Consider the following 12,947-nt stretch of genomic DNA (forward strand, 5'->3'; position numbering starts at 1 on the left):
TTATGAAGAAATTAGCCTCAATTTTCTTTTCGTCGTGTTTAGCTATTTCGGCTTTCTCGCAAAATATTATTGCAGATGTAAAAGTCGATTATTCTCAAGTTCAAGGATCTAACACACAGGTTTATCAAACTTTAGAAAGATCATTAAAAACATTTATTAATTCAACAAAATGGACAAATGATCGTTTAAAAACATACGAAAGAATTGAAGCTAGTTTCGTCATTAATATAATTGAACGAGAGGGAAACAGAATGAAAGGTACGATTTTAGTACAATCTCGTCGTCCTGTTTTTAACTCAACGTACTATACGCCTGTTCTTAATTTATCTGACGATAATTTTACGTTTCAATACCAAGAATCTGAAGAATTAATTTTCAATGATCGCAAATTCAGTGGAAAAAATTTGACAGATGTATTAACGTATTACATTTATTTAGTTTTGGGATATGATGCAGATACATTTGCGAAAGAAGGCGGAACAGAGTATTTCAAAATGGCGAAGAAAATTGCAGATTTCGGTCAAGCGAACAATAATTTCTCTGGTTGGAGCGAATTAGATGGAATAAAATCGCGTACAGCCTTAATTAACAATATTCTAAAATCGGATAATTCTACACTTCGAAATATTATCTATCAATATCATAGAAACGGTTTAGACATTATGTCTGAGAACGAAGTTCGTGGTAAAAATGCGATTGGAAATACTTTATTACAATTAGAATTTTACCAAAGAGGAAATTATTCTCAATTTTATCCTTTAGAACTTTTCTTAACAGCAAAAAATAGCGAAATTAGTCAAGTATTTTCAGGCGGACAGGTTTCTACGGTGAATATCGAGAAGCTGAAAGGAATTTTAAATTCAATCGCGCCAAAATATAACGACAATTATTGGAATAAATTGAAAAAGTAAATGTTAAAAACTCTTCGCGTTAATAATTTTGCCATTATCGATCAATTAGAGATTGATTTTCATCAAGGTATGACCACAATTACCGGTGAAACTGGTGCTGGAAAATCGATTTTGTTAGGTGCTTTAAAATTAGTTTTAGGCGAACGTGCCGATTTAAAAGCCTTGAAAAATATTGATGAAAAATGTATTATCGAAGCTGTTTTTGAAATTAAAAATCTTGAATTAAATGATTTTTTCGAAGAAAATGATTTGGATTATGAAGACGAATCTATTTTGAGAAGAGAGTTATTACCTTCTGGAAAATCGCGTGCTTTTATCAATGATACACCTGTTAAAGTCTCTATTTTGCAGGAATTATCAGAATTATTGATTGATATTCATTCTCAATTTAATACACCTAAAATTTTTGAAGCTGATTTTCAACTTTCGATGTTGGATATTTACGGAGAAAATAAAGACATATTGAAAGAATATAAGAAAGATTTTAACCATTATATTTCAACAAAGAAAAAGATAAAAGACGCTCAAAATTCGTTAGAAAATCAATCACAAGATTTAGAATATAAATTGCATTTGTGGGAAGAATTGAACAATGCTTCGCTAAAAAATGAGGAATTAGAACAATTAGAAATCGAGATAAAATCTTTGTCAAACGTAGAAGAAATTATTTCGACTTTGAATGAAACTTACCAATTTTTGGAACATCCAGAAATGGGAATCATTTCTCAATTGAATGAAGCAAGCAATAAATTGAATAAAATTTCGGATTATAATTCACAATATAATTCGATTTATGAGCGATTGATTTCATCAAAAATAGAATTGCAAGATATTTCGGGTGAAATGAGTAGTTTGATAGATTCGACAGAAATTAATCCTGAAAGATTACAAGAAATTACAGATCGTTATGATTTGATTCATAAATTATTGCGTAAACATAATGTGATTTCTGTTGAAGAATTAATTGTAAAACGTGACGAATTAGAAAGTCAAACTTCTGGTTTTGATAATTTAAGTGATTTAATTATTCACTTAAATAAAGAATTGAATTCAATCTCAGAAAAACTTGAAAAACAAGTGATTAAGATTAGAAAAAATAGATTTTCTTCTATTGAAATTATCCGAAAAAATATCTTGAATACGTTGTCACAATTGGGAATGGAAAATTCTCAATTAACGATTCAATTAAACGAAACAGCAGATTTTACAGCAACAGGAAAAGATGAAGTTTTGTTTTTATTCTCGGCAAATAAAGGAATGGAACCGCGTATTTTTGAAAAATCTGTTTCTGGTGGAGAACGCTCTCGATTGATGTTGGCAATTAAAAAATTATTGGCAACACATCAACATTTACCAACGTTGATTTTAGATGAAATTGATACAGGAATTTCGGGAAAAGTTGCAAATGAAACTGGGAAAGTAATGCAAACAATGGCTGAAAATATGCAGCTTTTAGTGATTACGCATTTGCCACAAGTTGCATCAAAAGGAAATTATCAGCTAAAAGTTTACAAAGAAGTTGTAGACGAAACAACGCAAACAAATGTGATTGAATTATCTCAACAACAACGCTTAGAGGAAATTGCGCAAATGATTTCTGGTTCAGAATTAACAGACGCGGCAATCAATCAAGCAAAAGAGTTAATGAATTTGAATTAAAATTCTAGATCATATAATATCAAAAAAGCTCGAGAAAATTCTCGAGCTTTTGTTTTATATAAATCTGAAATTATTTCGTTAATTTTTCCAACGAATATTCAATCATTGCATCAACTGCTTTATAAGAATCGGCACTAAATTCACCTAAAATTCTATTTGCAACAATTGCATTAATCGATAATGCTTCGTGTCCCATCATCGCTGATAATCCATAGATTGCAGAAGTTTCCATCTCGAAATTAGAGATTCTTAAACCTTCGTAATTAAAAGTTGTTAAACGCTCATTAATATCAGCTGGATTTGGTTGCAATCTCAAATAACGACCTTGAGGTCCGTAAAAACCACAAGCTGTAGCCGTTACTCCTTGAATCGTTTTTTCAGAAGCCAATTTATCTAACAACAAATCAGATCCTTTTACTAAATATGGACGTGCCTTATTTGGCGACCAATCAACATGTTTGATAAAAGCATCTTCTACCTCTTTATTCATAACCGATTCGCTCCCAACATAATAATGTAAAAGTCCATCTAAACCTAAACCGTGAGAACCAATAACGAAACTATCAACAGGAATATCTGCCTGTAAAGCTCCAGAAGTTCCCATACGAACAAATGATAATTTTCTGAAATCTTTTTTGATCTCACCAGTTTCTAAATCGATGTTAGCCAAAGCGTCTAACTCAGATAAAACGATATCAATATTATCCGTACCCATACCAGTCGAAATAACTGTTAAACGTTTACCATTCAACGTTCCTGTATGCGTTACAATTTCTCTTTTGCTTGCTGTGTGCTCGATTGTATCAAAATGTCTTGAAACTTTTTCGACACGATTCGGATCACCAACAGTTATAATAGTATCTGCTAAATGTTCTGGTCTTATATTACAATGGTAAACACTTCCGTCTGCATTTAAAACTAATTCTGATGCTGCTTTACTCATGATTTTATAATTAAAAATAAGAGAACAATATACAATTTTTATCAGTAATAATTGTAAAGAAATTATTAACCACCTACTCTTTTCACTTTAAATCCTTTATCTTTCAAAAAGGCCATAATCTTATCGCGATAATCTCCTTGAATGATGATTTGTTCGTCTTTAAAACTCCCTCCAACACCCAAAAATTGCTTAATTTCTTTTGCTAAAAGTTTGAAATCTTCTGTTTCTCCTTCGTAACCTTCTATTATTGTATTTACTTTCCCTTTTCGTTTCTCAAACTTACAAATTAAGGGTTCTTTCTGAATCCATAACTCATGTTGTTCTTCGTTTGATACTTCTTCTGGCTCAGGTATATGATCAGGAAAAAGATTTTTTAATTGATCTTGTAAATCCATTTTTTAACTTCATTTATTACATTTCAAAATTACAAAATATTAGTTAAATCAATTCAAACACTAACAGATTAACAATAATCGATATTCATCTTTATTTTCTTTCGGTGCGCGATGTACGCAAGGCAAAACTTTTTGTTCTGGATGATCAACTGCCAATCGCCAAAGATTTCCTAATCCTAAATTAATTGGTTCTACACCTGGACGAATTTGATAATGCAAATCAAAGAAATATTCTTTCAGAAAATCTTCAAATCCATCAATATGTCCATCATATAATTTGAATAAATTTTCTCTAATTTCAGGAATCAAAATTTTTTGTTCAACATCTTCATTCGCAACAATATCACTGGAAGCGCCATAGTAAGTACACAAAAAAGTATCCGTAGGAATTGGTGAACGATCAACATGAAATGAATAAACATCTGTTGAAATAAAATCAAATTCAGTATCACGTTCGTAGCATTTTAGTAAGTTTAAAGTTGGCGAAGCGCCAAAAACAGTTAATTGTTGTAAATCATTAATCAAAATATTTCTCGCTTTAATTCCTTCTTTAGATAAATCTAAATCATTCAAATCATCAATAGAAACAACAGTAATATCATCTTTTAAAATCAATTGATTCACAATTTCCTCAAAATCACCTTCCAAATTTCGTTGCCAATTTATCGCATTATTTTTCCCAGAAAAAGCTGTATATACAAGTTCATCAAACGAAGAAACAACTAAAACTTGTTGTTGATTAGAATTATTTTGAGCAATCATATAACCGCAAAATTACTATTTATCGAAAAATAATTCAGCCTAAAAATTAAATTATTCCGAATGCAAATTCTCCTTTACAAAAGTTGTATTTTTACCAAAGATTAAAAGACAATGGAAAAAGAAATTATCACCAAAACATTTACATATAAAGGCCACACCAAAACTTTTAGCGCAGAAGTGCAACCTTTACCACCTTTCAATCCAGAAACTATGGATCGCGTGAAGTATGAGGAAACCAAAGAAGCCCATTATATGCTTGCCGAAGCGGAAGTTTATAACCAGAAAACAGAATGGTTTTTTAAAATTGAACAAGAATTGCAAAAATAATGAAACGACACTTACGCTAAGTGTCGTTTTTTGTTTAAGTTTAATCCACAAAATTAAAACATGAAACAAATTACTCTAGCATTATTTACACTTATTACGCTTTCGGCTTGTACTTCTAGCAAGACGGTTTTTCGTAAAAAATGGACAAAGAAACAAGCACCAGAAAATTTTGTTGCTCGATTTGAAACAACAAAAGGAAATATTGATATCGAAGTTGAAAGAAAATTATCGCCAAAAGCTGTTGATCGTTTTTATCAATTGGTTAAGTACAATTTTTTCGAAGATGGTACTTTTTATCGCGTTGTTCCGAATTTTGTTGCACAATTTGGAAATACTGACACAATTGTTTCAAATCAATGGAAAAAGTTTATTGTAGAAGATGAACCTGTTATTGCTGGAAATAGTAAAGGAGCTTTGAGTTTTGCGCGCGCAGGAAAAAACTCAAGAGATTTGGATTTGTTTATTAATCTGAAAGATAATCATCGTTTGGATACAATCAATTCCAATGATGTAGTAGGTTTTCCAAGTTTTGGAAAAGTGGTGAACGGAATGAATGTTGTAGAAAGTTTGTATGATGGTTACGCTGGACAAACAATGGAAGATGAAGAAATTTTTAACAGCACAAAATTAATGCGCGAAAGATATCCAAAGCTTGACAGAATATTGAATGCAAAAATCATTAAACTGAAAAAGAAAAACAAGTAAAACAATGTAACATAAAGTTTTAACATGACACAAAAATCAATTTAAATGTTTTGGCATGTACTTTGTAATACATAATACGTTTTTAAAACATATTTTGTGAAATGAAAAAATCAAAATTCTTTAAAGTCGCTGGAGAAGCAGCAATGGCAGCTCAAAAAGACAAATCTTTTTTTGAAAAAGTAAAGGCTTTTTTCAATATGTTAGGTGATTACAAAAAAGGAAGTTATAAACCTGACAACATGAATTTATTTCTTGGATTTGTAGCAACTTTATACATTATTTCTCCTATTGATATTATTCCAGAAGCGCTATTTGGACCTTTTGGTTTGATAGATGATTTTGGGATTTTACTTTTTGGAATGAAATATTTCAACAAAGAAATTATTAAATATCTTGCATGGAGAGATACGCAAAGAGCCTATGCAAATGTTGAACNNAATTATTGAGTAGCAATAAATTAAATAGCTATAAAAAATCCGATTGAATTTTCAGTCGGATTTTTTATTTTTAGATTATTCAAAAAATGCTCTCTTTCTCATAAATAAAATTTATTATCTGACGATTATTCATTAGATTTGAGCAATACAATACTAAAAACTAAAACACCTGAATAATGGTAATTATTAATAATTTCGATGAATACAAAGCTTTCGAAGGTAAAGAAATCGGTAAATCTGACTGGCATATAATAAATCAAGAACAAATCAATCGCTTTGCTGATGCAACTTTAGATCATCAATGGATTCATACAGATCCTGAAAAAGCAGCTAACGAAGGACCTTTCAAAAAAACAATAGCGCATGGTTATTTAACGCTATCTTTAATTCCACATTTGTGGGATCAAATTGCGGAAGTGCGCAACATCAAAATGTTAATCAATTATGGAATTGAAAATTTGAGATTTGGACAAGCTGTTTTGGTTGATAGTGAGGTAAGATTAACTGCAAAATTGAAATCTATTACTAATTTGAGAGGAATTGCAAAAGTTGTCATCGAAGCAAATTTAGAAATTAAAGATAATCCGAAACCTGCTTATACGGCTGATGTGGTTTTCCTTTACCACTTTAATGATTAATTAAAGATCAATATAATTTACAAAGCTTCTATTTTTTATAGAAGCTTTTTCTTTTCATAAAATATCGAAGTATCTTGCGCTCGATTTCATATAACATGCAAAAAATTCAAAATAATAAAACCTTAATTTCTATTGTTGGACCAACTGCAATTGGTAAAACCAATTTGGCAATAGAAGTTGCAAAACATTTTCAATCCGAAATTATTTCTTGTGATAGTCGTCAATTTTTCAAAGAAATGAAGATAGGAACTGCTGTTCCTTCTGAGGAAGAATTGACTGAAGTGAAGCATCATTTTATTCAAAATATTTCTATTCACGAAAAATATTCGGTTGGTGATTTTGAGCGTGATGGCTTAGCTTTTTTGAATAATTATTTCAAAACAAATGACATTTGCGTCATGGTTGGTGGATCTGGTTTATATGAAAAAGCGATCACAGTTGGCTTTGACGAATTTCCTGATGTTAATCCTAAAATTAGAGAAGATTTGAATAATGAGCTTGCTGAATTTGGAATTGAAAAATTGCAAAAAGAATTGCAAGAAGTCGATCCAAAGTATTTTGAAGAAGTTGATATTTTCAATAAACAGCGTGTAACACGTGCTTTAGAAATTTTTAGATCTTCGGGTTTACCTTTCTCTAACTTCAGAAATCAAGATTTGAACAAACGTCCATTTAACATAATTAAAATCGGTTTAGAACTTCCTCGCGAAGAAATGTACGACCGAATCAATCGTCGAGTTGATATTATGATGAACGAAGGTTTATTAAATGAAGCAAAAAATTTATTTCCTTTAAAAGATTTGAATGCTTTGCAAACTGTTGGTTATCGAGAATTGTTCGACTTTTTTGAAGAGAAAATTACATTGGATTTTGCAATAGAAGAAATCAAAAAGAATACAAGACGTTTTGCAAAACGTCAAATGACATGGTTCAAAAAAGATGAAACTGTCAATTGGTTTTCTCCTTTCGAACAAGAAAATATCATTAATTTTATATCGAACAAAATATAAATTATGGAAAATTTTGTTGCCATCGATTTCGAAACTGCAAACAATTATCGTAATTCTGCTTGCGCGGTTGGAATTGTAACTGTGACAGATAATGTGATTACAGACGAGTATTACACGTTAATTCAACCACCACAAAATCAATATAATTATCATAATATTTTGGTTCATGGAATTCGTCCCGAAGACACAATTGATGCACCAAGTTTTGAAGACGTCTATTTTGAAATCAAACATCGTTTACAAAATCAGCTTGTTGTTGCACATAACGAATCGTTTGATCGTTCTGTTTTGAAGAATACAATGGAGTTTTATAGCCTCAATTACTCTCAACTTAACCTTGCCGAAAAGTGGGAATGTACATACAGAATTTTCAAACAGAAAGGAATTGTTCCTACAAAATTATCCGATTGTGCTCGCCGATTTAATCTTCAACTCAACCATCATGAAGCTTTATCTGATGCAAAAGTTTGTGCTCAATTATACTTATTAAAATAGTTTTTACTAAAAATTTATCTGATTAATCGTTTAAAAATAATTTTTACAAAAATTACAATAAATTCACATTCAGTAATATAACCATTTACAAATATTTGTAAGTATTTACAATTATTTACAAGTATTTAAAATTGATTAATAACAACTTTAATAATTCACTTTTCTAAGAAAATTTAATAAAGCAAAAATTCTATTCTAAATAAGTTGATTTTATGAAATGAATTGAGAATGCAAAATTTTGAAAATTAACTTTCAAAATTTTATAAAATGAAGTTTAAACTGAAATTTAGTTCTGATAAACCTTTACAAGTTGAAAAAAAAATTAATAATTTAAAAAATTGATTTCAATTGGATTTTTATCGAAGAAGTAAAATAATCACATTATGTATTTAACATAATAAAGAGGGTTACTCTGGGAACATTAATTTCAAAATTGAAAAATTGATTCCTCCCCTACTCTTTTTAAAAACATAAAAAAAGGTTGCATTTGCAACCTTTTCTTATAACATAATAACGCCTTCTATCTTCGAAACTTCTTTGTAATAATTGATTACTGTATCCGCATCAATCACATAAAGTTTAATCGAAATAGATGTATATTTTCTATTTTTTGAAGCTTTGTAATCAAATTCAGCATTCGTTCCTGCAAAAATATCTTTGATTTTTTTCATCGTTTCTTCACTTGAAGGATAAATGAATTTGAACAAATAATCTGTTGGAAATTTTTGTACATCATCTAATCTTTCTTTGAATTTTGCATAAAAATCTTGCTCATTGTGAGAGCTATCTGGTATTTCTTCGAATGTATAATCTCTATTTGTGTCCATATCTATTATTTTTTTGTTACAATGTCAAAAACAATACCACTTCACATTATTGATAAAATATAGAATTAATAAGACATTTTGACATATTATAAATCTTATAATTTCAATCTCATCATATAATCTATTTGTTCATCATCACCAAGTCTGAAAATATGTTGATCGAATTTTTCGAAACCATTCTTTAAATAGAAATTAATCGCTGAAATATTCTTTTCCTTCTGTAATGTGTTTTTCTTCAACTCTTTTTATTGTAATTTCTTCGTTCATTAATGCGAAACAAATTTTAATCCTACAATTGAACTAATTAATGTAAAAATAAAGAATATTCTCCAAAAATTAGCAGGTTCTTTGAATACAAAAATTCCGATTAAAACTGTTCCAACAGCACCAATTCCAGTCCAAACAGCATAAGCAGTTCCCAAAGGTAAAGTTTGTGTTGCTTTGATTAACAATGCCATACTTACGACCAAACACACTGCGAAAGCGCCGTACCACATATACATTTCTGAGCCTGTTGTTTCTTTGGCTTTTCCTAAAGACGATGTAAATCCGATCTCGAATAATCCTCCTAAAATCAATAAAATCCAATTCATTTTGTTAATATTTTGATGCAAAGATGAATTAGAAAAAAATAGTATTTTTTTACAAATGTTAAAAAATTATTCGCTTAAATTTCGGCGCGAATTCTACTTAATGTCACTTGGGAAATCCCTAAATACGACGCGATATAACCTAATTGCACACGATTAATCAAACTTGGATTTTCTTCTAACAATTTTTTATAACGATCAATCGCCGTTCCCAGTTGCCTAGAAATAAAACGCTCTTCAGTTTTTATCAATTCAATTTCAGCAAGTTTTCTTCCCCAATTTGCAATCTCTAAATTAGTTGCATAAAATAACTGTAAATCAGAAGATTTAATTTCATATAACTCGCAATCTTCCATCAATTCAATTGTTTCGTAACTAATTTTATTTTCGACATAACTTCGCATCGATAAAATCAAATCGCCTTCTTTCCCAAACCAAAACGTAATTTCTTTTCCATCATCAATTATATACGCGCGAACAATTCCTTTTTTGATGAAATATAGCTTTTTTTCAACTTTATCGGCATCAATAAGCGTGGTGTTTTTTGGTAATTGAATCAGTTGCATTTTATCTGCAATCAATTGAATAGACTGCGAGGAAAGTGGTGAAATTTGATCTAAGATTTGTTCTATTTCCATTATTGAAACTTGTCTAGTAAAAGTAAACAAAAAACTCAACCTAAAATAGGCTGAGTCATTCAAATTAAATTAACACCTGAAATCTACTTTGCATGTAGACCGCATTCTTTTTTACTATTATCTTCCCACCACCATCTACCAGCACGAAAATCATCGCCTTCGTTTATAGCACGTGTGCAAGGAGCACAACCAATACTTATGAAGCCCTTATCGTGTAGTGGGTTATAAGGAACTCTATTTTCTTTCAAATACTCAAAACAATTCTCTGTTGTAAAATCAATCAATGGATTGAATTTGAATAATTGTTTTTCTTCATCAAACTCTATTTCGAGCATATCATGTCGATTATTCGATTGCTCTGCGCGCAAACCTGTAATCCAAACTGATGCTTCTTTTAATGCACGATTCAGAGGAATTACTTTTCTGATATAGCAACATTGTTTTCTCAAATCAACCGAATCATAAAAAGGATTAATTCCATTTTCTTCAACAAATTTTTCTAACTCCTCTGTTGGGGGATAAAATGGTTTAATCTTGGTTTGATATTTCAATTCCGTTTTGTTCCACGTATTGTACGTTTCCTGAAAAACACGTCCTGTATCTAAAGTGAATATCTCAATATTATCTAATTTTTGACTCAAAATAGCATGAGAAATAACTTGATCTTCGAAACCAAAACTTGTCGAAAAAACTATCTTTTCTTTAACGTTATTATTCAAAAACAATAATTTTTCTTCTAAACTTGACTGTGCTATTACTTCCTCTAATATTTCTTTTAGTTGATTCATTTTGCATATATAACCTCTATAGTTTTTATAGAGTAATTATTTTTAACAAAATTATAAATTCCAACTTTCTAAACAAAACTAATCTCGATTAATTTTATAGATTTAATGCAATATAGAATCAATAAATTATATAAGCAAATTTTATTTATACTTAAATCATCTACGAGAATAAATTATCATATTCATAAAAAAGAAGAAAATCAGTCCAAATTGGTATTAAATAGAGGTTTTTGAAGAGTTCAAATTATTAATTATCTCAAAAATCAATATAATTATTAAGATAAAAACATTTAAAATATCATAAAAATAAAATCTATCTAATCATCTTCGAGAAAAAATTATGAATATCATAAAACAAAAAAGTCAAACTTTACAAAGTTTGACTTTTTTGTTTATATTTTTTGTAATGATAAATTAGAACAAAAATGGATGAAAATAACCAAATCCAATAACCAAAAAGTGGTAAATCATATTCATGTATTTGTAAAATATCTAATCTTGACAAATGATTAATTCCGTATAATGACATTTGAATAACAGCGATAATACCTAATATTAATCCTATTTTTTTCTTATAAAAAATCCAAGATAATAATAATGTAAAGTTCCCTAACCAACATATAAAATCAATTGGCAACTCTGATATCGTTATATATCCTAATATTAGATATGCAATTCCTAAATATTCTGTTCTAGAATTTCCAGAATAATATTCAATAAAATCAATACTTCTTAATAAGTGAACAGGCAAAATTAAACTTACCAAATAAGTTAAAATACTTACATATAAAAACAGATTATTTTTCCAATTTAGCTTCAAATTCTTCTATTTGTTTTTCCAATTTTTTATTCGCTTTTTTCAATTTGTTTTGAGGGCTAAACATCGCATAAACCAGCAAACCTACTCCTACTCCCACAACAGCTCCAATTTTTTCGTTCTTATTAATTGCCTTCGAAATTGCGATTCCTGCTGCTGCTCCAGTTGTTACGATAGAAACTGTATTTTCAAAACCTTTCGATTTTGTGTCCAAAACTTCCAATAAATTATTCATAGTTGATTATTTTTTTCAATAAACGTTGCAATAAATATTCCTAAATATAAATCATTCCAAATTATTTTAAAAATTGTTCGTATTAATTCAAGTGTTTATCTTTGTTCGGTAACATTTTTAGAATGGAAATACAAGACAAAATTTTAGCGCTTCGAGAAGAGCTTACTCAGCATAATTACAATTATTACGTTTTAGATAATCCGACAATTTCTGATTTCGAATTTGATTTGAAACTGAAAGAATTGAAACGATTAGAAGACGAAAATCCTATCTTTTTTGATGTCAATTCCCCTACACAACGCGTTGGTGGAATGGTTACAAAAAATTTCCCGACGATTACACACGAATTTAGAATGTATTCGTTAGACAATTCATATTCAGTTGAAGATTTGCAAGATTGGGAAAAACGAATTGAGAAAACGTTAGGTGAAAAAGTAGAATTTGTTTGTGAATTGAAATATGATGGTGCTTCGATTTCTATTTTGTACGAAAACGGTGAATTGACGCAGGCTGTAACGCGTGGAGATGGAACACAAGGTGATGAAATCACGAATAATATTCGTACGATACAATCTGTTCCATTGAAATTGAAAGGAAATTATCCTGAGCGTTTTTATATGCGTGGCGAAATTACAATTCCGCTCAATAAATTTGCTTCAATTAATGAAGAACGCGCTAATAATGGTTTAGAATTGTATTCAAATCCTCGAAATACCGCTTCTGGATCATTAAAATTACAAGATAATACCGAAGTTGCGAAACGTGGTTTA

Annotated in this window: 19 protein-coding genes; 9 read left to right on the forward strand and 10 right to left on the reverse strand. The window is 29.6% G+C overall.

Annotation, left to right across the window (positions count from 1 at the left end):
* The first annotated feature begins 2 nt into the window (after window positions 1-2).
* Both B2217_RS10445 and recN read left to right on the forward strand, forming a co-directional pair.
* Entirely contained in the window at window positions 3-911 is a 909-nt protein-coding gene (locus B2217_RS10445; protein ID WP_038334260.1) for a DUF4835 family protein, read from the forward strand.
* Window positions 912-2,570 (forward strand): DNA repair protein RecN, encoded by a 1,659-nt coding sequence (gene recN, locus B2217_RS10450; RefSeq protein WP_291122527.1) that lies wholly within the window; start codon window positions 912-914, stop codon window positions 2,568-2,570.
* Window positions 2,571-2,640: 70 nt separating this feature from the next.
* On the opposite strand, the gene B2217_RS10455 is transcribed toward recN, so the two are convergent.
* From B2217_RS10455 to B2217_RS10465, 3 genes are all read right to left on the reverse strand, one after another.
* Window positions 2,641-3,513 carry a nucleoside phosphorylase gene (locus B2217_RS10455; protein WP_038334264.1) on the reverse strand — a complete coding sequence of 291 codons (873 nt, stop codon included), beginning with the start codon at window positions 3,511-3,513 and terminating at the stop codon, window positions 2,641-2,643.
* A gap of 65 nt (window positions 3,514-3,578) precedes the next feature.
* Window positions 3,579-3,908 (reverse strand): translation initiation factor, encoded by a 330-nt coding sequence (locus B2217_RS10460; protein ID WP_038334267.1) that lies wholly within the window; start codon window positions 3,906-3,908, stop codon window positions 3,579-3,581.
* A gap of 60 nt (window positions 3,909-3,968) precedes the next feature.
* Complete coding sequence (locus B2217_RS10465; protein WP_180904408.1) at window positions 3,969-4,670, reverse strand: DUF1826 domain-containing protein; 702 nt, start codon at window positions 4,668-4,670, stop codon at window positions 3,969-3,971.
* 111 nt (window positions 4,671-4,781) lie between these two features.
* On the opposite strand from B2217_RS10465, the gene B2217_RS10470 reads away from it, so the two are divergent.
* The 6 genes from B2217_RS10470 to B2217_RS10495 all read left to right on the forward strand — a co-directional run bounded on the left by B2217_RS10470 (window position 4,782) and on the right by B2217_RS10495 (window position 8,282).
* Window positions 4,782-4,997 (forward strand): hypothetical protein, encoded by a 216-nt coding sequence (locus B2217_RS10470; protein ID WP_038334324.1) that lies wholly within the window; start codon window positions 4,782-4,784, stop codon window positions 4,995-4,997.
* A gap of 60 nt (window positions 4,998-5,057) precedes the next feature.
* Complete coding sequence (locus B2217_RS10475; RefSeq protein WP_180904409.1) at window positions 5,058-5,702, forward strand: peptidylprolyl isomerase; 645 nt, start codon at window positions 5,058-5,060, stop codon at window positions 5,700-5,702.
* A 239-nt stretch (window positions 5,703-5,941) separates the two neighbouring features.
* Window positions 5,942-6,148: a YkvA family protein gene (locus tag B2217_RS16990; RefSeq protein WP_422653377.1), complete on the forward strand. Its 207-nt coding sequence runs from the start codon at window positions 5,942-5,944 to the stop codon at window positions 6,146-6,148.
* A 167-nt stretch (window positions 6,149-6,315) separates the two neighbouring features.
* A complete protein-coding gene (locus B2217_RS10485) occupies window positions 6,316-6,777 on the forward strand; it encodes a MaoC family dehydratase (protein WP_038334338.1) in 462 nt (153 codons plus the stop codon).
* Between the two features lie 95 nt (window positions 6,778-6,872).
* Window positions 6,873-7,787, forward strand: a complete 915-nt coding sequence (miaA, locus tag B2217_RS10490) for a tRNA (adenosine(37)-N6)-dimethylallyltransferase MiaA (RefSeq protein WP_125349391.1) — start codon at window positions 6,873-6,875, stop codon at window positions 7,785-7,787.
* Between the two features lie 3 nt (window positions 7,788-7,790).
* Window positions 7,791-8,282, forward strand: a complete 492-nt coding sequence (locus tag B2217_RS10495; RefSeq protein ID WP_038334348.1) for a 3'-5' exonuclease — start codon at window positions 7,791-7,793, stop codon at window positions 8,280-8,282.
* Window positions 8,283-8,782: 500 nt separating this feature from the next.
* Here B2217_RS10495 and B2217_RS10500 read toward each other — a convergent pair whose 3' ends face one another.
* The 7 genes from B2217_RS10500 to B2217_RS10530 all read right to left on the reverse strand — a co-directional run bounded on the left by B2217_RS10500 (window position 8,783) and on the right by B2217_RS10530 (window position 12,177).
* Window positions 8,783-9,109: a DUF493 family protein gene (locus B2217_RS10500; protein WP_038334352.1), complete on the reverse strand. Its 327-nt coding sequence runs from the start codon at window positions 9,107-9,109 to the stop codon at window positions 8,783-8,785.
* 95 nt (window positions 9,110-9,204) lie between these two features.
* Window positions 9,205-9,348, reverse strand: coding sequence for a hypothetical protein (locus tag B2217_RS10505; RefSeq protein ID WP_180904411.1), 144 nt, complete (start codon window positions 9,346-9,348; stop codon window positions 9,205-9,207).
* A 27-nt stretch (window positions 9,349-9,375) separates the two neighbouring features.
* Window positions 9,376-9,702 (reverse strand): DMT family transporter, encoded by a 327-nt coding sequence (locus B2217_RS10510; RefSeq protein ID WP_115000591.1) that lies wholly within the window; start codon window positions 9,700-9,702, stop codon window positions 9,376-9,378.
* A gap of 74 nt (window positions 9,703-9,776) precedes the next feature.
* Complete coding sequence (locus tag B2217_RS10515) at window positions 9,777-10,337, reverse strand: Crp/Fnr family transcriptional regulator (RefSeq protein WP_038334366.1); 561 nt, start codon at window positions 10,335-10,337, stop codon at window positions 9,777-9,779.
* 83 nt (window positions 10,338-10,420) lie between these two features.
* Window positions 10,421-11,125: a phosphoadenylyl-sulfate reductase gene (locus B2217_RS10520; RefSeq protein ID WP_180904412.1), complete on the reverse strand. Its 705-nt coding sequence runs from the start codon at window positions 11,123-11,125 to the stop codon at window positions 10,421-10,423.
* A 370-nt stretch (window positions 11,126-11,495) separates the two neighbouring features.
* Complete coding sequence (locus B2217_RS10525; RefSeq protein WP_180904413.1) at window positions 11,496-11,945, reverse strand: hypothetical protein; 450 nt, start codon at window positions 11,943-11,945, stop codon at window positions 11,496-11,498.
* The gene (locus B2217_RS10530; RefSeq protein WP_180904414.1) at window positions 11,923-12,177 is read right to left on the reverse strand and encodes a hypothetical protein; all 255 of its coding nucleotides are present in this window, start codon (window positions 12,175-12,177) and stop codon (window positions 11,923-11,925) included. Before B2217_RS10530 ends, B2217_RS10525 begins: the two co-directional genes overlap by 23 nt.
* 122 nt (window positions 12,178-12,299) lie before the next feature.
* Here B2217_RS10530 and B2217_RS10535 point away from each other — a divergent pair.
* The coding region (locus B2217_RS10535) for a DNA ligase LigA-related protein (protein WP_414647362.1) at window positions 12,300-12,947 on the forward strand (648 nt) is incomplete at its 3' end.

The sequence above is a fragment of the Empedobacter sp. UBA7620 genome (assembly GCF_002484185.1).
In the GTDB taxonomy this organism is placed as follows: domain Bacteria; phylum Bacteroidota; class Bacteroidia; order Flavobacteriales; family Weeksellaceae; genus Empedobacter; species Empedobacter falsenii_C.